Origin of the sequence: Lutispora saccharofermentans (assembly GCF_024363565.1) — a bacterium.
GTDB lineage: Bacteria > Bacillota > Clostridia > Lutisporales > Lutisporaceae > Lutispora > Lutispora saccharofermentans.
Genome location: NZ_JAJEKE010000004.1, coordinates 120834 through 143496, shown reverse-complemented (window position 1 = coordinate 143496; position 22663 = coordinate 120834). Strand labels below are relative to the sequence as shown.

Here is a 22663-nt window from a genome sequence, read left to right as displayed (position 1 = left end):
ATCACCGCAATCGTTATCAGTCAATACAACAACAAAAGTGCCGGAAATGAGTTTTTGCAGTAAAATCAAAAAAAGGAGGGTATGGAAATTGGCTGATTGGACCTGCGAGCAGAAATCTGCTATTGAAGTCAGCGGCTGTGACCTGCTGGTTGCGGCGGCAGCCGGAGCGGGCAAGACCGCTGTGCTTGTAGAGAGGATTATCAGAAAAATAATAAATGAAGATAGTCCTATGGACATTGACAATATGCTCATTGTGACCTTCACTAACGCCGCTGCCTCGGAAATGAGGGAGAGGATTGGAGAGGCCCTGGGCAAGGAGCTTGAGAGAAAGCCCGAATCTTTGATGCTTCAAAGGCAAATGCTTCTCCTCAACAAAGCCAGCATCACCACCATACATTCTTTTTGCATGGATGTGGTTAAAAATAATTTTCACATGCTGGATCTGGACCCGGATTTTAGAATTGCGGATGAAACGGAAAGCGTACTTTTAAAGCTGGAAACCATCGAGGATCTTTTTGAAGAGAAATATGAAGCGGAGGACCAGGACTTTATCTATCTTCTTGACCGGTATGGCGGAAATAAGGACGATAAAAAGCTCCAGGACATGGTTTTGGATATATTTGAATTTGTGCAGAGCAGCCCATGGCCGGAAGAGTGGCTGAATAAGATGTGCGAAGCATATGATACCGCCGGGGAATGGGATTTTTCCCAAACCTCCTGGGCAAAAATTATAATGGAACATGGAAGGCTTGAAATAGAGGGAGCATTAAACCAGCTGTTAAAGGCTGGGAGGATAGCTCATAGAAATTCAGGCTATGAAAAATGCGCAGCCCAGCTGGCAGATGACATAAGCATGGTCAGACAGCTTTTCCAGGCTGCCCAAGGCTCCTGGGATGACCTTTACAATGCCTACATGAGCATAAATTTCTCCAGGCAGCAGGGGCCGGATAAGGCTGCTGATAAAACGGATTATGATGAATTGAAGGACTTGAGGAAGGATGCTAAGGAAAGGATCACGGGACTCGGTGACGGGCTGTTCAACTGCAGCTCAGAGGATATAAAGGGAGATCTGGATGCCCTCCATCCCATCATAGCCACATTATGCAGCCTGGTTTCTTCCTTCGGGAAAATGTATCTGGAGAGGAAAAAAGAAAAGGCCATAATAGACTTTAATGATCTGGAGCATTTCTGCCTCAATATTCTGACCCGGAGGGATGAAGATGGAAAGATCATTCCGTCTCCTGCCGCCTTGAGCATCAGGGATCGGTTCAAGGAGATACTGGTAGACGAATATCAAGACAGCAATCTGGTGCAGGAAGCCATCCTTTCTGCCGTATCCAAGAGGGATGAAGGCAATCCCAATATGTTCATGGTGGGAGATGTGAAGCAGAGCATCTACAGGTTCAGGCAGGCAAAGCCGGAGCTGTTTCTGGATAAATACAAAAGATATTCGGATACTGGAGGCTCATCGCATGAGGGAGGCTCATCACATGAGGGAGGCTCAAAGGAAAGAAAGATCAAGCTCTTTAAGAACTTCAGAAGCAGAAAAGAGGTTTTGGATGGGGTGAACTTCATCTTTCGCCAGCTCATGTCCTTATACCTGGGCGAGATCAACTACGATGAAGGAGAATTCTTAAACCCGGGAGCCGTTTTTCCTGATGATGAGGCGGGAAAGGATGAATACGGCCATTCCATAGAGCTGCATATAATAGATATGAAAAAAGATGAGTCCAAGGCGGAGGATGAACGGGAAGATCAAGGAAGCCGGGAAGACGGCACGGCTGAAGAAGCCGAAGACCTGGACTCCGTACAAATCGAGGCCAGGCTCATAGGAGAAAGGATATTGAGTCTGATGGGCTTGACGGGAGAGAGCTCTCAGCCTTTCAGAATTTATGACAAAGATTTGGGCGGCTATAGAAATCTGGAGTATAGGGATATTGTTATATTGCTGAGGACGGTAAAGGGTTGGTCGGAGGTTTTTATGGAGGAACTGGAGGCCATGGGCATACCTACCTTTGCAGATACGGGAACCGGCTTTTTCAAAAGGTCTGAAGTCCAGATAGTCATGTCCTTGCTTCAGATAATCGATAATCCGATGCAGGATATCCCTCTGATAGCCGTATTGAAATCCGCTATAGCGGGCTTCTCCTCCGAAGAGCTTATGGATATAAGGCTGGAAGACAAGGAAGTCAGCTTTTATGAAGCATTAAAAAAGATTTCCGGCCGGGGCGATGATCTGGGGAACAAGGCGAAGAGCTTTTTAGGAAGGCTGGATGACTGGAGGGAAAGATCTGTTCATTTGCCCACCGATGAGCTTCTATGGTATCTCATGCGGGATACGGGTTATTTCAGCTTTGTGGGTGCTATGCCCCAGGGGCATCAGAGGCAGGCCAATCTGAAGGTCTTGTTTGAAAGGGCCAAGCAGTATGAGGAAACAAGCTTCAAGGGACTGTTCAACTTTATAAATTTCATAAATAAGCTTAAGCTGAGCAGCGGAGATATGGGAAATGCCAAGATCCTGGGAGAAAAGGATGATGTGGTAAGGATAATGAGCATACATAAGAGCAAAGGCCTTGAATTCCCTGTGGTCATAATAGGGGGTGCAGGAAAGCAGTTCAATTTGCAGGATGCCAGAAAGACCATGCTGCTTCACGAAGAGCTGGGCTTTGGCATAGACCTGGTGGATCCCCGGGCCAGGATAGCATATTCCACTGTGCCCAAGCTGGCTATACAGCAGAGGATAAAGCTGGAGAGCCTTTCGGAGGAGATGAGGGTGCTCTATGTAGCCTTGACCAGGGCCAAGGAAAAGCTTATCATCACCGGATGTGACAAAAACCTGGGAAGATCGGTGGGCAGGTGGGCGGCAGCCCTGGATTCTCAGGAGGAAAAGCTAAAGGCGGATATGGTAGCAAGGGGAAGCAGGTATCTGGATTGGATAGGCTTGGCCCTGATACGCCATGAAGATTTCGGCAGCCTGCTTATGGAGTACGGAATAGACGGCAGCGAGTCACTAAAAATTCATAGAGATGAATCCAGGTGGGAGATAAAAGCCTGGAAAAAGGAAAGCTTTGTGAGAGAGAAGGCTGAGGAAGAGGAAGCCGAAGATGTAATGGATATGCTGGACGAGCTGGAAGCGGAGAAGGAAAGCAGAAAGCCGGATGAAGCTGTGGTAAAGAGGCTGGAATGGGTATATCCCTATCAAGGCTCTGCCGGGCTTCCTGCCAAGCTGTCTGTCACTGAGCTGAAAAGGATTACTGCAGGAACAGATGAAGATGAAGTAGTAAAAAGCCTGTTTAAATCAGAGTATTTAAAGAAGCCCAGATTCTTGGAGGGCAAGAAGGCTATGGCCTCTGCAGAGCGTGGAAGTATGATGCACTACATAATGCAGCATCTGGATTTATCCGATACCGATAGCATGGAGGCTATCAGAGTCCAGGTGCAAAGGCTTTATGAAGGGGAATACATAACCGAGGAGTGGGCAAGGGCCGCAGATATAAAAAGGATATACAGCTTTTTTTCCTCGCCCCTGGGCCGGAGGATTAAAATCTCTAAGAAGGTTTATAGAGAGATGCCCTTCAATATCGAAGCGAGTCCGAAGGAAGTATTTGCCGGTGGAGATATGGATGATTCCGAAGAAAAAATACTGATACAGGGTATAATAGACCTGTATTTTGAGGAAGAGGACAGATTGGTGCTTCTGGATTATAAGACGGACTATGTGGACAAAAATAATATAGATGAAGTGATCTCCCGCTACAAGACCCAGATAAGCTACTATGAGAAGGCTCTCCAAATCGCACTCAGGAGAGCCGTTGACGAAAAGTATATATATCTATTCCATACGGGAGAAACAGTCAGATTATGAGCCATCGGGAAAGGGGCTGATTATTATTTTTAAAATATTGGATGAACAGGACAAGGAGCTGGAAGTCATACTGGACAGCATAAAGGATGCCATCACCATAGTGGATAAAGACTGCATCACAAAATACTGGAACAAAGCTGCAGAGAAGATGTACGGCATAAGCCGCAAAGATATAGTGGGAAAGCATATCAGAGAGTTTTTCCCTTCTTCGTTGCTGCCTCGAATAATAAAAGAGGAAAAATCCTACGAGAACATATATAACAGCCCCAGAGAAAGCAGCTTCAACATCATAAGCGCCTCGCCCCTGTATTGCAAAGGGGAGTTGGTGGGGGGCCTGAGCCTGGACCGGGACATTACCGATCATATAAGGACTGCGGAGCTTCTGAGCAAGGCAAGATCAAACCTGGATGTCCTGCAGCAGGAGATCACCGCTATAAATAAAAATCACTCTTCCTTTTCCATGATTTTAGGCAACAGCAGTAAATTTCGAGAAGCGGTAAATCTGGCCAGAGATGTAGCACGCTCCAATATAAATGTGCTGATATGCGGTGAAAGCGGCACCGGCAAGGAGCTTTTTGCCAGAGCCATACATATGGAGAGCGGAAGGGAAGGCCTTTATGTGCCTATAAACTGCAGCGCCATGCCCAATGAGCTCATCGAAAGCGAATTATTCGGGTATGCGGCAGGAGCTTTTACGGGAGCCCTCAAGGAGGGAAGAACAGGCAAGATTGAGCTGGCTCATAAAGGAACTCTTTTTCTGGATGAAATAGGAGATATGCCCCTTCATATGCAGCCCAAGATACTCAGAGTGTTGGAAGATGGGGAAGTGACCAAGGTAGGCGGCGAAAAAAGCATCAAAGTCAATATCAGGATAATCGCAGCCACCAATAGAAATCTGAACGAAATGGTAGAGAAGGGAACCTTCAGAAAGGACTTATACTACAGGTTGAATTCCGTGCTTATCAACCTTCCGCCATTAAGGGAGAGAAAGGATGATATTCCTCTTCTGGCAAACAGGTTTGTTCAGAACTATTGCATGGAATACGGACTGAATATACTGAATATATCTCCCCAGGTAATGGACGCCTTCATACAGCATAATTGGGAGGGCAACGTGAGAGAGCTTGCCAATATCATAGAAAGAATGGTTGTAATTGCAAAAAACAATAAATTGAGCAGCCTGGATGTTAATACGCTGCCGGAAAATATAAATGTAAAAAAGAAGAGCTATAAAGATTCAGGGGACGAAAACTCCAATCCCTACGATTTAAATTATATACTTGCCAATGCAGAAAGGGATGCAGTGGTAAATGCCATGAAAATGGCTGAGAATAACAAGTCCGCAGCTGCAAAAATATTGAACATACCGAGAAGCACTTTGTATTTTAAGCTGCAGAAATACGGCTTATCTGATGGCTATATATAACGCATTAAATATTCTACATAGCTGTTATGCTGACTGATAACGATTGCTGTAAAATCATTTTCACGTTATATATAGGACCTAAACAATATTTTTTTAGGTTCGGATTGAGAACGCTGTAAAGATGAGTGACGACGTATTGACACACATGTCTATAAATGGACATGTGTTTTTTGTTTTTTTATTGACAAATAAAGCACTGAATTATAGGGGCAGTATAAGACATATATGCAAAGAGTGGTTCATATAGGCGCCTTTCAATTCACAGCCTTTGTTATATGATATGCAAAGATGAACAATTTAAATGTCGGTATATTGACATCGGTACTCCTCTTTATATTGCAAAATATTCTGAAAATATTGTATGACAAGGCATCCGGAAGTTGGCATAACATTTGCACTTGAATAAATAAGATATAGTAACTTTCAAATAGGGGGTATTTTTATGAGGATAGGGGAACACCCGATTTTGTCTTTTAAAAGAGGAGAAAAAATAAAATTCTATTTTGACGGAAAGCAGTACGAGGGCTTTGAAGGAGATACTATAGCTTCTGCTCTTCACGCCGCCGGAGTAAAGGTTTTGGGCCACAGCCACAATCATGGCAGGCCGAGAGGCTTTTACTGCGCCATAGGAAATTGCTCTTCCTGCCTGATGACGGTAGATGGAGAGCCCAATGTGAGAGTATGCATCGAGAGGTTGAGAAGCGGCATGGTGGTGGAGACTCAAAAAGGCAAGGGGGTATTGAGATGAAGATGACCGAGATCGCGATAATCGGCGGAGGACCTGCCGGCCTTTCTGCTGCAATAAGTGCGGCAGCTTCAGGAGCCAGAGTGACCTTGATAGAGAGAGATGATCACCTGGGAGGGCAGCTCAAAAAGCAGACCCATATGTTCTTTGGATCAAAGAAGCAATATGCCTCCACCAGGGGGATAGATATCGGGGATATCCTTCAAGAACAGCTTGCCCAGTATAAAGACAGGGTTGAGATATTGACCGATGCCACCGTTATCGGCATTTATGAAGACGGAGTGCTCACAATAGAGCAAAATGATAAATATATGAAACTGAAACCCCAGAGATTTATAGTTGCAACAGGGGCTTCCGAGAAATTCCTCACCTTTCCCAACAATGATCTGCCCGGTATATACGGCGCAGGTGCAGTGCAGACTCTCATGAATGTTTACGGAGTAAAGCCAGGGAGCGATGTGCTTATGGTAGGTGCAGGCAACATCGGGCTTATAGTGAGCTATCAGCTTATGCAGGCCGGAGTTAATGTAAGGGCGATAATAGACGCAGCTCCAAGAATAGGAGGATATCTGGTCCATGCTTCCAAGATAAGGAGAATGGGAATACCCATACTTACCTCTCATACAGTAAAATATGCTTACGGCAAGGATTCTTTAGAAAAAGTGACCATTTGGCAGGTAGATGAAAGATTCCAGCCTATACCGGGTACGGAGCAGGATATAGAGGCTGATGTCATGTGCATATCAGTCGGGCTGTCCCCGTTGGCGGAGCTGCTTTGGCAGATAGGCTGCAAGATGGCCTTCGTCCCTGAGCTTGGCGGCCATGTTCCTCTAAGAAATGAAAATATGGAAACGAGCCTTGAGGGTATATATATAGCAGGCGATGTTGCAGGCATAGAAGAGGCCAGCAGCGCTATGGTGGAAGGAAGGCTGGCAGGGCTTTGCGCTGCTTTTAGCCTGGGCTATAAAGCCGGGAACTATGAAGAACTCAGGAAGGATTGCCTGGAGCAATTGGACTCACTGAGATCCGGTCCTGTCGGAGAAAAAATATTGAAAGGCCTTGCAAAGGCTACTGCATAAGGAGGGATATAGATGTTAGAAAAGACAGGTATACCAACAAAGGAAGATATAGCCGGAGTAACTCCTTCTGCTGAAAGAAGAGGAAGGGGCCCCGTTGCTGTCATCGAGTGCTACCAGAGGATACCCTGCAATCCTTGCTATACATCCTGCAGGTTTGGAGCCATAAAGGAATTTGAAGATATAAATGACAGGCCGGAGCTGGATTTCGACAAATGTACAGGCTGCGGACAATGCATAGTAAACTGTCCCGGACTTTCTATATTTATAATAGATGAATCATATTCGGATAAGGAAGCTCTGGTAAAGATGCCCTATGAGTTTTTACCCCTCCCCAAGGAAGGCAGCTTTGTAACCGCTTTAAACAGAGAAGGTGCGCCGGTTTGCAGAGCCAAGGTAGTAAAGGTTCAGAATGCAAAATACCAGGATAGAACTCCCGTTGTAATCCTGGCAGTACCCAAAGAATATTCTATGGAAGTAAGATTTTTCAATGAAGAAGATTATTACAGTGATAACACATATGTATGCCGCTGTGAAGAATTGACCATGGGAGAGCTGAGAGAGCTCATCAGGATGGGTTATAGAACCGTCGATGAAATAAAGAGAATAAGCAGAGCCGGTATGGGCCCCTGCCAGGGAAGGACCTGCAGACAGCTCATCATGCAGGAGCTGGCTAAGGCCACTGGTCAGGAAATGAAGGATATGCCCATGACCACCTTCAGGCCCCCTGTAAAGACCATCAAGCTGGGAGCATTATTGGGAGGTGGCAAAGATGAATAAAACTGCAAATATGGTGATCATCGGAGGAGGCATATCGGGATGTTCAATCGCCTATAACCTGGCTAAAAAGGGCATTAAGGACATAGTGGTGATAGAAAAGCAATATCTTACCAGCGGCTCAACGGGAAGATGCGGTGCCGGCATCAGAATGCAGTGGGGAACGGAGAGGAACTGTCTGCTTTCTAAAATGGCTGTGGAATTTTTCGAAAATGCCAATGAAGAGCTGGGTGCCGACCATGACATTGAATTCAAGCAGGGAGGATATCTTATAGTCGCAGCTACTGAGAAGGAAGTGGAGCAGTTCAAAAAGAATGTAGTGCTCCAGAACAGCCTGGGGATACCCTCCGTATATCTTTCTCCAAAGGAAGCCAAGGAAATCATACCCCATATGGATGAGACCAAAATATTGGGTGCCACCTTCTGCCCCAGGGACGGGCACTTGAATCCCTTCCATACTACGGAAGCCTTTGCCCATGCGGCAAAAAGGCTGGGGGTAAAATTTATGACCTATACAACGGTAACGGGCATAACCACCGAAAATGGAAAGGTAACGGGAGTTCAGACGGACAAAGGATATATTTCCACGCCTATAGTAGTGAATGCAGCCGGCGGCTATTCCAAAATAATAGGGCAAATGGCAGGAGTAGAGGTTCCTGTATATGCCCAGCGCCATCAGATATTGGTGACAGAAGCGGTAGAACCGCTGCAAGGCCCCATGTATATGGGTTTTGCATTGAATATATATTGCCAGCAAAGTCCTCATGGCAGCTTCATCATGGGCAGAGGCGACGATAATGAGCCCACGGACTTGAGGATAACCTCAAGCTGGGAGTTCATGGAGGAAATGGCCAAAACCTGCTGCGAGCTGCTGCCGCTTTTGAGCAAGCTTAGAATAGTAAGGCAGTGGGCCGGACTATATACCATGACCGCAGATGCCCATCCTATATACGGCGGCGTCAAAGAGCTGGAAGGCTTTTATCTGGCCTGCGGCTTCAGCGGCCACGGCTTTATGCTGGGGCCTGCTACAGGGCTTTTGATGGCTGAGACTATTCTGGGAGAGCCTGCTTCTATACCTATTGATAATCTTGACAGGGATAGATTTGCAAGAGGCGAATTGATATTCGAGCCATCGGTGGTATAGAAAAAAGGAACACCGGGGAACGGGAGCACGGATTTACACGGAATCTTCCGAGGATTAACACTGAGGGGTATGTAATTATGTGCACAATTATGTCATCCTGAGGGCTCGCCCGAAGGATCTTAGACCACAAAGGAATACCTAAGATTCTTCACTAGCGTTCAGAATGACAGGCTAACGCATACAGGAACATTACTATTGTATTTTTTAATACGGATTCATACTTAGGCATAATTTAAATTTCCTTTCAGTGTTTTTCAGTGTTGATTCCGTGTCTTTCAGTGGTCTCCGTTCTCTGCTATAATTAAATATGAAGCCAATATTTGGAGGTGTAATGATGAAGGTACTAAGAAAAAAACCGGAAGCTTGTATAGCATGTCATGCCTGCGAGAATACATGTTCAAAGCTTTACTTCAAAGAAGAAAATCCGGAAAAAGCTTGTCTTAGAATCAACCAAATCGATTCAAAGCCTGAAATTATCACTTGCACTCAATGCGGGGGATGTATAGACATATGCCCGGTAGAGGCTATAAAAAGAGACAAAAACGGAATAGTGAGGATAGATAAGAAGAAATGCGTAGGCTGTTTTATGTGCGTAGGCTTCTGCCTTGAGCTTGCGATGTTTATGCATGACGATTATATAGAGCCATTTAAATGTGTATCCTGCGGCCAATGTGTCAAGGTTTGCCCCACAGGTGCCATTTATCTAAGCGAAGAATAACACGGGAGGTGAAAAGGGATGATCTTAAAGGAATACAGGTATGAATTAGGGAAAATCGAAAGAGGCTATAATAACAGATCCTTATATATAAACCTAGGCGATAACAGCATAAAGGAAAAAGAAGTGACCCAGTTAATGAAGGATAAATTTATCGGAGGCAAGGGCTTTGGACTCTGGCATCTTTGGAATGCCGTGACCCCTGAAACCAAATGGAACGATCCGGAAAATGAAATAGTCATAGCTCATGGACCTGTAGCGGGTATAACTCAATACGCTGGTGCAGGAAAATCTTTGGTAGTGACCCTGTCTCCCTTGACCGGCATGCCCATGGACAGCAACGTCGGAGGCTACTTCGGGCCGTACCTTAAGTTTTCCGGCTTTGATGCCCTTGAGCTTCAGGGAAAGGCAGACAAGGATGTAATAATATTCATAGATGGAAACAAAGGCATGGTTCAAATAATGGAAAGCGATATAGAAGAAAAAGACAGTCACATACTTTCTGAAATATTAACGGAAAGATTTGCAGAAAATGAGGAGGACAAGAGGAATGTCTCCGTAGTATCCACAGGAAGCGCTGCAGAACATACTTTGATAGGGCTCTTAAACTTCAGCTTCTATGATGTGAGGCGAAAAGGCACAAGGCTCAAGCAGGCGGGAAGAGGCGGCATAGGCACGGTGTTTAGGGATAAGAAAATAAAAGCAGTGGCGGTTAAGTTCCAGGGCACAAAGGGAAATCTTAATAATCCTGCCGACCAAAGCAAGCTGAACAGAACAGGGATAAAGTTCCACAAAGAAATGTGCTATCTGGACGAAAAGCAGAACAACATGAGAAAAATAGGAACGGCCAATATTATAGAAGTAATGGATAAATATGATCTGCTACCGACTCACAACTATAAATTCGGAAGCCATAAAGATACCTATAAAATAGCTTCGGATAAATTCATTGCCAGGGTGACTCAAGGAATGCCCGATGGCTGCTGGTATGGCTGCAGCATGTCTTGCGCCAAGGCTGCCGATGATTTTATACCTGAGACAGGACCCTACAAAGGACAAAAGGTTATAGTAGACGGACCCGAATACGAAAACGCCGCCGGTCTTGGCTCGAATATCGGCGTATTTGACAGAGACGGAGTATTGGAGCTCAACTTCTATTGCGACACCTACGGTATTGACACAATATCCTACGGGACCCTCACAGCCTTTGTGATGGAATGTTATGGAAACGGCATTTTAAACAAAGAGAGAACCGGGGGCCTGGAGCTTTACTTCGGCAATAAGGAAGCGGCACTGGAGCTGATGCATCAGATGTCCAGGGGCGAAGGCTTCGGCAAGATTGCAGGCTTAGGCATAAGAAGGATGAAGCAGATATTTGCAGAGGAATACGGCGCAGACCCGGCTTTTCTCCAGGATATAGGCATGGAGCAGAAAGGCCTGGAATACTCCGAATATCTGAGCAAGGAATCCCTGGCTCAGCAAGGCGGATATGGCCTCACCAATAAAGGCCCTCAGCATGACGAAGCCTGGCTCATATTTATGGATATGGTAAACAACCAAATACCAACCTTTGAAGATAAGGCAGAGGCTCTTCACTACTTTCCAATGTTTAGGACCTGGTTTGGACTTAATGGTCTTTGCAAGCTTCCCTGGAACGATATTGCACCCGCCGACAATAAATATACCGATGAGCCGGCAAAGATACCGAAGCATGTGCAAAACTATGTGGATATATTCAATGGAGTTACAGGAAAGAATATCGATAAGCATGAGCTTATAGTTCAATCCGAGAGAGTTTACAATTTCCAAAGGATATTCAACATCAGAATGGGCTATGGCAAGAGAATCCATGATAAGACCCCTTATCGATCCATGGGGCCTGTTACGGAAGAAGAATATCTGTCCCGGCAGGAGAGATATGATAAGCAGCTCAAGGAAATAGTGGGCTTTGAACCGGAAGGAAAGACCGCTCAGGAAAAGATGGCGGCTCTCAGGAAATACAGAGAAGATCAGTATGAGAAGCTGACAGACGCAGTTTATCAGAGAAGAGGCTGGACAATGGACGGAGTGCCTACTCCCGAGAAGCTGAAGGCAATCGGTATGGATCTGCCGGAACTGCTGGAAGTAGTACAAAAACATTTATAAAAGGGTGATTTTATGATAAGGGTTAATGGAAAAGAGTTTCCCTGGGAAGAGGGCATGACGGTGAGAAAGCTTTTAGAGCTCAAGAAATATGCCTATCCCAGAATCATGATAAAGATTAACGGTCAATTCGTCCGGGATGAAAATTTTGATACAACAGTCATCCATGACGGCGATGATGTACAGTGCATCCACCTGATGGCAGGAGGATGAAGAAAATAATTGTTATCTCTTAGGAATTATGTGCTTTATCATATGGGGAAAATGCATTATAATATAGGCATAGCGGCATGGAGTAAGTATAATGCCGTACAAGAGTAGTTTCAAAGGAGTTATGGATTATGGACGATATCAAAAATATAATCAAGGATACATCTTTGACCTATCAGCAGAAGGTTTTGACTCTTGCAAAAGCTGCAGAGAACAGCATAAAAGTATTAAATATCGATAATGAGACTGAGCGTTACAGGCAGGAAGGCGTCATATGCGACTTATTCGAAGGAAATGCTCCCTACAGGCCGAGGTATATTGTTCCGGATTATGAGGTCTTCTTAAAAAAAGGAAGCAAATTCTTGGGCCTGGAGCCGCCGCAAAACATTTGGGAGGCTGTAAACAGCTTGCTGATCCTATACAAAAATGTGCCTTCCATCACCTCTTTCCCCGTTTATCTGGGAAATATCGATACCCTACTGGAGAGATTCATAAAGGATGAGGATGAAGCATATCAGGCCATCAAGCTCTTTCTGCTTCATATAGACAGGACTATTACCGACTCCTTCTGCCACGCCGATATAGGTCCGGAGGACACAAAAGCAGGCAGGCTCATATTGAAAGCATCCAGGGAGCTGAATGCATCCATACCCAATATCACTTTAAAATACAGCGGCAAGACCTCTGACGAATTCGCACTGGATGCTATAAGCACAACCCTCTCAACAGCCAAACCGAGCTTTGCAAATCACGGCATGTTTGTAGGAGAGTTTGGTGAGGACTATGCCATAGCCAGCTGCTATAACGGCTTGCCTATAGGCGGAGGCAGCTATACTTTGGTGAGGATGAACATGGCCAAGCTTGGTCCAAAGGCCAAAGATGCAGAGGATTTCATAAATAATCTCCTGCCCGATGCGGTAAGCAAAATGGCTTCATATATGGATGAAAGGATAAGGTTCCTGGCGGAAGAAAGCGGTTACTTCCAGAGCAGCTTCCTTGTAAAGGAAGGGCTCATAGAGAATGACAGGTTTACTGCCATGTTTGGGATGGTAGGACTTGCCGAAGCTGTGAACCAGCTTTTGGGGGCAAAGGAGAAAAAGGACAGGTACGGATACTCAAAGGAAGCCAATGATCTGGGGGTAAGAATAATATCCAGGCTGGAGGAAGAAGTGAACAAGCATCATAACCCATACTGCAGGTTCTCAGGCGGCAAATTCCTTCTCCATGCCCAGGTAGGAATCGATACAGATATGAGCATAAGCCCGGGATGCCGAATACCCATAGGGGAAGAACCGGAAATATTCGATCATATAATGCATTCGTCACTTTTTCACAAATTTTTCCCATCCGGCATAGGCGATATATTCAGATTTGACAGCACCGTAAAGAACAATACCAAATATGTGCTGGATATTCTAAAGGGTGCCATGAATGTTGGCATGAGATATATTTCCTTCTATACCTCTGACAGCGATGTGGTAAGGATTACAGGCTATCTGGTGAAGAGGTCCGATATGGAGAAGCTGGAAAGAGGGGAGCAGGTATTAAACGGTGCTGCCGTATTAGGGCTTGGCGCAGTAAAAAATCAGCATGTGCTGGAAAGAAAAGAGAGAAAAAATGGTTAAAGGCCTTGTAAATAAAATTTTGCCCTTCAGTTCAGTCGACGGTCCCGGAAACAGGACCGCCATATTTTTGCAGGGATGCAATTTCAACTGCTTGTATTGCCACAACCCGGAGACAATAAATGTTTGCAGCAATTGCGGACTATGCATTGACAATTGCCCGGCCAAGTGCCTTGCAATGAAAGACGGTGCAATTTACTGGGACAAAGCAGCCTGCAAGGAGTGCGACAGCTGTCTTAGGGCCTGCAAGAATTGCAGCTCGCCAAAGGCAAAGATGATGAGCGTCAAGGAAGTGCCGGAGGCCATATCCGCTTTTAAGCCTTTCATATCGGGCATAACGATATCCGGCGGGGAATGCATGCTCCAGGCGGATTTTGTAATAGAGCTTTGTGAAGAGGTCAAAAAGCTGGGGCTTACATCCTTCATAGACAGCAACGGCTCTGTGCCCTTTTACGGAAATGACAGGCTGATAAAAGCCATAGATATGGTGATGCTGGATGTAAAATCCTATGACAAGGAAGAGCATAAAATGCTGACGGGCCAGGAAAATGAGATTGTGTTTAAAAATATGGAGTATCTTGCATCAATAGACAAGCTTTATGAGATAAGGACCGTGATAGTGCCTGATATTCTGGACAATGAAAGGAATGTGGATCTAATAAGCAAAAGGCTGGCGGCCCTCAATCCTCATATCAGATATAAGCTTATAAAATATAGGCCTGTAGGAGTACGCACCCATATGATAAAGAGCAGCGTTCCCACAGATGAGTTTATGAAAAGGTTGAGCAGCATTGCAAAGCATAACGGCTGCAAAGAGATAGTGACAGTATGATTTTTGGATTATTATTCCTTGAGCAAAGGATAGCAATATGCTATTCTTTGTATGTACAAGCTTATACGGCAATATAAAACAGGGGGGCATACTATGTTCAACAAAAAATATAAAAGACCTTGCGATGAAGCGATATGCATACTGGGATATGTAGAAAACAGAATGGAAGGAAAGCAAGAGGAGAAGCCCTGTGCTGAATATCATGTACACGGCAGAATGCTGAACTCCTTTGAAAAATTGTTCAACAATGAAAAGCAAATGGGCCAAGCGGCTAAAGAAATATTATCCATAGCAGCCTCGCTGAGCAATTTCGATGTCAATATGTCCCATATATCATACGGTTTAATGGATTTTGCTCATGAGATGGCTTTGCTCAGTGAATCAAATCTGGCTATCGTGGAGGAAACCACGGCCAGCATGAGCGAGGTAAATGAGACAGTAAGTGATACTTCAAATACACTGGAAAATTTGGCTGAAGCATCCCAAACCTTGATGTCCAGAAACAATTCGTCACTGTCGCAGATATCTGAAATAAATTCTCTCAAAGATAATGTGATGGACGATGCCAATATTATGAATGAGCAGATACATCAGCTTGTTGAAATGGCCAATAATGTGAATTACATAGTAAACAGCGTAAAAGCCATAGCGGATCAGACCAATCTTCTGGCCTTGAACGCTTCCATAGAAGCGGCAAGGGCCGGAGAGCACGGAAGGGGCTTCGCCGTGGTAGCCCAGGAAATAAGGAAGCTGGCTGATGATACCAAAAAAAGCTTAGAAGGCATGAATTCGTTTGTTATGAATATACACCAGGCTGCCCAGGATGGGAAAAAGAGCATGGACAATACTTTAAAGTCTACCGTTGAAATGAGCAAGAAGCTGGATGAAGTAACGGAAACAATAGGCAAAAATGTTGATATGCTGAAAACAACCATTGACAATGTTATGGAGATCAATAAATCCATGGATGGGATAAAAGTTGCAACCAATGAGATAAATCAAGCTATGGAGGCTTCAAGCGCAGATGCGGAAAGGCTAAGCGGCATGACAAAGTCCATAGCAGATGACGCAGCCAGCAGCGCAGAATTTGCAAAGCAGATCTCGCAGATAGACGATTCCCTGTCCGGTGTTGTCAAGAACATGATCCACGCATTGCAAGGCAGTATAAATGCCATAAACAACGAAGAACTGATCAAGAACATCAACCAGGCAAGGGACGCCCATAAAAATTGGATGAAGGTGCTGAGGCAGGCTGTCGATGAGATGAAGGCCTATCCTCTGCAGGTCAACGGATCAAAATGCGCTTTCGGACATTTTTACCACTCCATAAAAGTCAACCATCCTGAAATAAAGAAGGATTGGGAGTCCATCGACAGCGTTCATTCCGAGCTGCATGCTTTAGGGCATAAGGTCATTGAAGCGGTGAAAGAAGAAGACAGCACAAAGGCAAATCAATATTTTGCAGAGGCTGAAGAGCTTTCAAAGAATGTTTTGAATAAGCTTGAAAAGGTATTGGGCTTGATAGAAGCTCTTGATAAAAAAGGAGTACATATATTAAAGGAAAGCTAAGAGAAGGGATAACTGACTTAAAGAATCAGTTATCCCGGTTTTTTATGCTTTGGGAAAAGTGACGATAAGCTTGAACAAATCGCCGTCAATATTTATATGCAGGCTGCCTCCCTGGAGCTCAACCAGACTTTTGGTTATCGCAAGGCCCAAGCCAGAGCCTTCGGTATTCCTCGATTTATCTCCTCTGGTAAAGCGCTCCGTTATCTCGGAAGCATCGAAATTCATCTCATAGGAAGATATGTTCTTGAAAATAAAGCTGATATCCTTTTCATTTTCTTCCGTATCGATATAAACCCGGGTGTTAGGCATTGCATATTTGAGTATATTGCTTACCACATTGTCGAATATCCTATAGGTCCTCCTGCCGTCAAGCTCGCAGATCACTTTGTTTTCCGGCAGGCTTACTTTCATCTGCAGGCTGCTTTCGCTTATCTTTTCTTCCAGCTCCCCTAGAGTTTGCCTCAGGAGGGCTACAACATCCAGCTTTTCCGGATGCATCTCAATGTTGCCGCTGCTTGCCTTGCTCGCCTCAAACAAATCATCTATCAAGACCTTCAATCTCTTGGATTTTTTATCCAGTATATCTATATATTCTTTTCTGCTCTCTTCATTTGTATCTTCGTTTTTCAGCAAATCCACGTAGGTTATGATGGAGGTAAGAGGTGTTTTAAGGTCGTGAGAAACATTGGAAATAAGCTCAGCCTTCATATTCTGGCTTTTCACCTCTTTCTCTACGGCTACCTTGAAGCCATCTTTGATATTATTCAGATTTCTGGCATAGGGGCTGAGTATCCCCATATCTTCAGGGAGAACAGCGTCAAAATTGCCCTTAGCCAGCCGGCTGCTGGCTTCGTTCAGGACCCTTGCCTTATCCACTATCTTTGCGATATAGCTGAACAATACCCCTGTATAGACCAAAGCTAAAATAATTCCAAAGGGAAAAGTGAGAGAAATAAGCCCTAAGGCTATCAGGTTGATTCCCAATAGTCCAAGCAGCTTTTTATGAGAATCGTCAGTCGTATCAAACTCCAGAATTCCATTTGCAATTTTCTTAATGCTGTCTATAATATAGAAAAAGATTTTCCCAAATATGCTGTTTTTTATAAAGCCGTTAACAAAGCCCTTATGATAGATGTGCTTTATATGGCATATGCTCAAGTAGATCAAATTGTATAATACAAAAGTTACGGGTATTCCGATGAGGTAGAAATACCAATTTGCCTCATTAATTATTTCTACAAAGTTAAAGCCCGTGATATAATTTTGATTATATCCAATCACATTTATGCCTAAAAAGAATGGTATGAAGAATATAATCCAAGTTAATAGTTTAAATTCCAAATACATATTATTAAAAAGCTTTACAATACTTGCTTTGCTTTGAGAAGAATATGGTATAGAAAAAGCTATTATGATCAACAAAAGGATGCTTATACCTCCTATTGCAAGAATCAATACAATACAGGATTCTAATCTATCAAAGGAAGGAATACTGACAAAACTTGGCAATATATAGTTTTTCAAGGGTTCATATATGAATACCGAGATAACCGTTAAAATCAGCATCATCAAGAATATGCCCAATGTTGAGGACGTTAATAAGTTTCTTTTTATATCTTCATTTTTCAAATTTATATCCAATACCCCACACCACCTTCAAATATTTCGGCTCTTTCGGGTTGATTTCGATTTTTTCCCGAATCCTTCGTATATGGACTGTCACCGTATCAGGGTTGTAAGCCGGCTCATTCCATACCTTTTCATATATCTCTTCTATAGAAAATACCCGGTTTGGATTTCTCATAAGCAGATGAAGGATCTTATACTCGAGGGGAGTAATTTTGATGGGTTCTCCATCTGCAAAGACTTCTTTGCTTGCATCATTGAGCTCTATGCCGCCTATTTTTATCACATGATCCGGGACTGCCGAAGCGTTTGAGTAACTGGTATATCGCCGGAGGCATGAATTGACCCTTGCCAGCAGTTCCAGCGGATTAAAGGGCTTTGTGATGTAATCGTCGGCACCGATATTGAGTCCCAGTATTTTATCCATGTCTTCAGACTTTGCAGAGAGAAATATTACAGGCACGTTGCTGCTCTCTCTGATTTTCACCGTGGCTTGTATGCCGTCCATTCCCGGCATCATGATATCCATAAGGATCAGATGTATTTCCTGCCTTTCGAATATTTCCAGTGCTTCTATGCCATTATAGGCTTTAAACACATTATAGTTCTGGTTTTTCAGGTAGACCTCTATAGCGGCCGCTATTTCCTTTTCATCTTCCACGATAAGAATATTATACATATATGTATTCACCCCTGATTTCTCTGAGATATCTCTAATAGTTATGATAACACAGACTTTCTAAGATTCTACTACTATAATTCTTAAGAATTTCTTAAATAAAAATAGCGGCTGTAAAGCCGCTTTAGAATCTGTCCCTCTCAAAATGTATGAACCTGGTGCCCTGATGTGTCAGCATCCCTGTGTCCCCTTCAGCATGCATGCTGAAGAAGCTTTCGCTTACAGAAAACTCAGTCCGTTCTCCCATCTCATCCTCAAAGGTCATATAATAGCTTGTGTGAGCGCTGGAGTTTCCGCTCCCTCCCCATACATGGGTCCTCTTGGTCATAATCCTTGCCGGGATAGTAATTTCTTCCATGGAATTATTCCTGAAATGCTCTTTAACGGCACCCCCAACAGAGAATAGTATTGCGCCGGTTATGATAATAAAAAACACTATCACAATTATGGGTATTGCATCGAACATAAAATTTTCAAGCGGTGAAAAAAACATAATGAACTTCCTCCTGTAATAATGTATAAAATGTTTATTCAGATCAATTAACACTGAATGAAGTCTCGTTCAATATTATTTCTATATATAGCTGAAAAACCCTCTATAATTTATATTAAAAAATCGGATTCAAAAGAATCCGATTTTTAAAGCTTGCCTATTTTTATATATCTTCTAATAGCTAAACCTTATAATGCTCTCCTGCATTTCATTGGCCAGCTGAGCCAAAGACTCACTGGCATGTGCTATCTCGGCTATGGATGCGGTCTGCTCTTCGACCGATGCAGACGCTTCCTCCGTACCTGCTGCATTTTCTTCGGATATGGCTGATAGGTTTTGGATTATACTGATGACCTCATCTTTTTTAACCTCCATCAATTGTTCCGACTGATTGACAGCAGCGATCAATAGCTCCATATCTTCAATTGAATTAGCAATTCCTTCAAATTTAGTATTGGTGAGGTCTACACTTTTGGCTTGAGATTGTACTATCATGCCGACTTCTTTCATGGTTTTGACGGCATTTCCTATTTTTTCAGATAGCTCCTCAATTATTGCGGTGATTTCTTCCGTAAACTTATTGGATTCTTCCGCCAGCTTTCTTATTTCCTGGGCTACAACAGAAAAACCCCTGCCGGCTTCTCCGGCTCTGGCTGCCTCGATGGCAGCATTGAGAGCCAGCAGATTAGTCTGCTCCGCTATGTTTTTGATCATCCCGCTGGCGCTTTTTATTTTTTCAGCACTATTATTGGTATTTGAAATTATCTGGTATATTTCTTTTGCAGCTTCATTGCTGGAGCTCGTTTTGCTGACAAGGTCCTCTATGATCTCCAGGCCCTCATCTTTTAATCCCTTTATCTTATCTGCGGCAGCTTTCAAATTGCTTACATCCTGTTTGTTTCTTTCTATCAGACTGCCCAATTCTTCAATGCTGATGGCTCCGCTTTCCGTATCCTTTGCCTGGTCATTGGCACCTTTTGCTATATCCTCTATAGCTCTGGCAACCTCATCTGCAGCCGTAGAGGACTGCTGGCTGGTGGCAGTCAATTCTTCCGAAGATGAAGCAACATGCTGTGATACATCAGATATTTGCTTGATTAAATCTATAAGATTACTCTGCATGGCAGCCAGAGAATTCCCGATAGCGCCTATTTCATCTTTTCTTCTCAAGTATTTTAATGCTTTGCTTTTCTCATCAAATTTCAGATCATAATTTGACAATCTTTCTATTATCTTTGAATATTCTACAATGGGTTTTGATATAGAACTGCCAATGATGAAGGAAAAAGCTATGCCTAATCCGATAAATATGATTGCACCGGTAAATATTGCTGTCTTTAAATTATTCAGTCTGCCAAGGACTTCGCTTTCATAGGTTCCTATAGCTAGAATCCAGCCGGTGCTAGGGATAGGCTCTACACCCATATACCTTTTTTCCCCTAAAAACTCATAAACTGCAATGCCTTTATTGCCAAGACCTAACTCTTTAAGTGCTGATCCAACGGCTTTCATATCACCGCCGGTTTCTATATCAGACATTATATTCCTCTGCTCCATTACAAGATCCTTGCTCTCATGAGTGTACAGAGTGCCGTCTTTACCTAGAATAAAGGCATATCCATTTTCACCGAAGCCCATTTGATCGGTTATTTCATTTAATGATGAACTGTCCTTTCTCGCGATAAGAACGCCTGCAACACTATCATTCACTTTGATGGGTGCTGCCAGCATTATGACAGCTTGATTGGTGACTCTGCTTATAATCACGTCTGAAATATTTGCTTCTCCTTGAAAAGCTTTTTTGATATAGCTTCTGTCTCCGAGATCCGCCGTATCTCCGCTTGTTACATAATGGGCTATGCCGTCAGGAGTCACTATACCTATATCTAAATAGCCCAATCTTGAAACATCCTGTGCCAAAGATTCGCGCTGGATTTGCCAATCCATGGTTTGAGTTCTTGCACGATTAGCTACCTCTTGTAAAATGCTTAAATCCTTAGAAATAATTTCTTCAATAACCTTTACACCATCTTCGGCAGACATGGACAGGGCATCCTTTGTATGCTCCGATATGGCATCAGAGCTAAGCTTTATGGCAGTGTAACCTATACCTAATGATACTATAAGCATCAGGCAAGCTGTTATCAGGGCAATTCGTCTCGATAGGCTTAATTTCACGCGATCTCCTCCATTATTTTTAGCTTTTCATTATCATTTATGGTTATAGATGGTAGTTATTTTGGCAAGAAGTACAAGTATATCTATGAAATTATATATTATCCAGCATTACATGTCAATATAACAGTTTTATTGTCGAAGATTGTCTAATTGATATGGATGCTGACCTGAATATCTGCTGTTTCTATAGACATTATCAATGCAATGCAAATCCGGAATAGAAATAAACAATCATGAATAAAATGCGGACATGATATTATATTAGTGAAGTAATATCATGGGGGTATAGAAAATGGCAGATTATAGAGAATTATGGGGAAGACTCGGAATGGACTTGGAAAAGCATGATGTGTTGTGCGAGGTCCTTCCACAGTTATATGGCGGAGTTTATCTAAGCCAGGAAAACAGACCCGAAGGTATGAACTACTATAATTTTGTAGTATCGGAAGTCCACGGACTGAGGATCAAAGAGCTGGACGATCACAAAAAGCAGGGCGGCAAGGTAGTAGGCACTTTTTGCGTGTTTGTTCCTGATGAGATGATCCTTGCAGCCGGTGCAATCGGTGTCGGACTTTGTGCAGGCTCCCAGTTCTGGATAGAAGATGGCGAGAAGGTTCTGCCGAGAAATATATGTCCGTTGGTAAAGGCTTTTACAGGAGCCAAAGTAGGCGGTACCTGCCCATATTTCCAATCCTGCGACATGATAGTTGGAGAAACGACTTGCGATGCAAAAAAGAAAGCCTGGGAAGTGCTTGATGATTATGTGGATACCTATGTAATGGATCTTCCTCAGATGAAGAGAGACAAAGACTACAAGAAGTGGTCGGAAGAAATATACGACCTCAAGGCAAAATTAGAAAAGCTTACAGGCAATGAAATAACAGAAGAAAAGCTTGCCGAGGCCATTAAGCTTTGCAATAGAAAAAGACTGGCCCTGCAGAGGCTATACTCTGCCAGGAAGGCATTAAATGTGCCGATCAGCGGCAAAGACGCACTGCTCATATCTCAGATTGCTTTTTATGACAATCCTGAACGTTTTATAGAAATGACCAATAAGCTATGCGAAGAGCTGGAAGAAAGAATAAAAAATGAAGTATCGGTAAGCAAAAAAGATGACAAGAGAATATTGATAAGCGGAACTCCCATGGCTGTTCCAAACTGGAAAATACATCATATACTTGAGACCAGCGGTGCCATAGTTGTTGCTGAAGAGACCTGCACAGGCACAAGGTATTTTGAAAATCTTGTAGATGAGAGTGCTGCAACAATGGATGAAATGATCAATGCTCTGGCAGATAGATATCTCAAGATCAATTGCGCCTGCTTTACGCCGAACAAAGGAAGAGAAGATGATATCATCAGATTGGCAAAGGAATTCAAAGCAGATGGTGTAATATATAACAGCTTGCAGTTCTGCCATACCTACAATATTGAGTATGCTAACGTAGAGAAGGCCCTAAAAGCCGCTGGCATACCTGTGCTCTTTATTGAAAGCGATTACAGCAACGATGATGTCGGGCAGATTCAAACAAGAGTGGAAGCCTTCCTTGAAATGATAGGGTAA

17 protein-coding genes are annotated in these 22663 nt (G+C 43.5%); 13 read left to right on the top strand and 4 right to left on the bottom strand.

Annotated elements, in window-relative coordinates:
* Positions 1 to 46: 46 nt before the first annotated feature.
* From addA to LJD61_RS06875, 12 genes are all read left to right on the top strand, one after another.
* The gene (gene addA / locus LJD61_RS06935; protein WP_408614972.1) at positions 47 to 3865 is read left to right on the top strand and encodes a helicase-exonuclease AddAB subunit AddA; all 3819 of its coding nucleotides are present in this window, start codon (positions 47 to 49) and stop codon (positions 3863 to 3865) included.
* Complete coding sequence (locus tag LJD61_RS06930; RefSeq protein ID WP_255226799.1) at positions 3813 to 5291, top strand: sigma-54 interaction domain-containing protein; 1479 nt, start codon at positions 3813 to 3815, stop codon at positions 5289 to 5291. The genes addA and LJD61_RS06930 overlap by 53 nt, the downstream gene beginning before the upstream one ends.
* Positions 5292 to 5733: 442 nt before the next feature.
* Positions 5734 to 6039 (top strand): (2Fe-2S)-binding protein, encoded by a 306-nt coding sequence (locus LJD61_RS06925; protein ID WP_255226798.1) that lies wholly within the window; start codon positions 5734 to 5736, stop codon positions 6037 to 6039.
* Positions 6036 to 7115, top strand: a complete 1080-nt coding sequence (locus LJD61_RS06920) for an NAD(P)/FAD-dependent oxidoreductase (RefSeq protein ID WP_255226797.1) — start codon at positions 6036 to 6038, stop codon at positions 7113 to 7115. The genes LJD61_RS06925 and LJD61_RS06920 overlap by 4 nt, the downstream gene beginning before the upstream one ends.
* 12 nt (positions 7116 to 7127) lie before the next feature.
* Positions 7128 to 7892, top strand: coding sequence for a (2Fe-2S)-binding protein (locus tag LJD61_RS20480; protein WP_333783065.1), 765 nt, complete (start codon positions 7128 to 7130; stop codon positions 7890 to 7892).
* Positions 7885 to 9033 (top strand): NAD(P)/FAD-dependent oxidoreductase, encoded by a 1149-nt coding sequence (locus LJD61_RS06905; protein WP_255226796.1) that lies wholly within the window; start codon positions 7885 to 7887, stop codon positions 9031 to 9033. The genes LJD61_RS20480 and LJD61_RS06905 overlap by 8 nt, the downstream gene beginning before the upstream one ends.
* 334 nt (positions 9034 to 9367) lie before the next feature.
* Positions 9368 to 9751: a 4Fe-4S dicluster domain-containing protein gene (locus LJD61_RS06900; protein WP_255226795.1), complete on the top strand. Its 384-nt coding sequence runs from the start codon at positions 9368 to 9370 to the stop codon at positions 9749 to 9751.
* Positions 9752 to 9769: 18 nt separating this feature from the next.
* Entirely contained in the window at positions 9770 to 11893 is a 2124-nt protein-coding gene (locus LJD61_RS06895) for an aldehyde ferredoxin oxidoreductase family protein (RefSeq protein WP_255226794.1), read from the top strand.
* A gap of 12 nt (positions 11894 to 11905) precedes the next feature.
* Entirely contained in the window at positions 11906 to 12103 is a 198-nt protein-coding gene (thiS, locus tag LJD61_RS06890; RefSeq protein WP_255226793.1) for a sulfur carrier protein ThiS, read from the top strand.
* Positions 12104 to 12231: 128 nt separating this feature from the next.
* Positions 12232 to 13725, top strand: a complete 1494-nt coding sequence (locus LJD61_RS06885; protein WP_255226792.1) for a YjjI family glycine radical enzyme — start codon at positions 12232 to 12234, stop codon at positions 13723 to 13725.
* Positions 13718 to 14554 carry a YjjW family glycine radical enzyme activase gene (locus LJD61_RS06880; protein ID WP_255226791.1) on the top strand — a complete coding sequence of 279 codons (837 nt, stop codon included), beginning with the start codon at positions 13718 to 13720 and terminating at the stop codon, positions 14552 to 14554. The genes LJD61_RS06885 and LJD61_RS06880 overlap by 8 nt, the downstream gene beginning before the upstream one ends.
* Positions 14555 to 14647: 93 nt before the next feature.
* Positions 14648 to 16123, top strand: coding sequence for a methyl-accepting chemotaxis protein (locus tag LJD61_RS06875; protein WP_255226790.1), 1476 nt, complete (start codon positions 14648 to 14650; stop codon positions 16121 to 16123).
* A gap of 42 nt (positions 16124 to 16165) precedes the next feature.
* On the opposite strand, the gene LJD61_RS06870 is transcribed toward LJD61_RS06875, so the two are convergent.
* The 4 genes from LJD61_RS06870 to LJD61_RS06855 form a co-directional block, all read right to left on the bottom strand.
* Positions 16166 to 17764: a sensor histidine kinase gene (locus tag LJD61_RS06870; RefSeq protein ID WP_255226789.1), complete on the bottom strand. Its 1599-nt coding sequence runs from the start codon at positions 17762 to 17764 to the stop codon at positions 16166 to 16168.
* Positions 17742 to 18428 carry a response regulator transcription factor gene (locus tag LJD61_RS06865; protein WP_255226788.1) on the bottom strand — a complete coding sequence of 229 codons (687 nt, stop codon included), beginning with the start codon at positions 18426 to 18428 and terminating at the stop codon, positions 17742 to 17744. Before LJD61_RS06865 ends, LJD61_RS06870 begins: the two co-directional genes overlap by 23 nt.
* A 124-nt stretch (positions 18429 to 18552) precedes the next feature.
* Positions 18553 to 18921, bottom strand: coding sequence for a DUF2500 domain-containing protein (locus tag LJD61_RS06860; protein ID WP_255226787.1), 369 nt, complete (start codon positions 18919 to 18921; stop codon positions 18553 to 18555).
* 174 nt (positions 18922 to 19095) lie between these two features.
* Complete coding sequence (locus tag LJD61_RS06855) at positions 19096 to 21099, bottom strand: methyl-accepting chemotaxis protein (protein ID WP_255226786.1); 2004 nt, start codon at positions 21097 to 21099, stop codon at positions 19096 to 19098.
* 292 nt (positions 21100 to 21391) lie between these two features.
* Here LJD61_RS06855 and LJD61_RS06850 point away from each other — a divergent pair, with 292 nt between their 5' ends.
* Positions 21392 to 22663 (top strand): double-cubane-cluster-containing anaerobic reductase, encoded by a 1272-nt coding sequence (locus LJD61_RS06850; RefSeq protein ID WP_255226785.1) that lies wholly within the window; start codon positions 21392 to 21394, stop codon positions 22661 to 22663.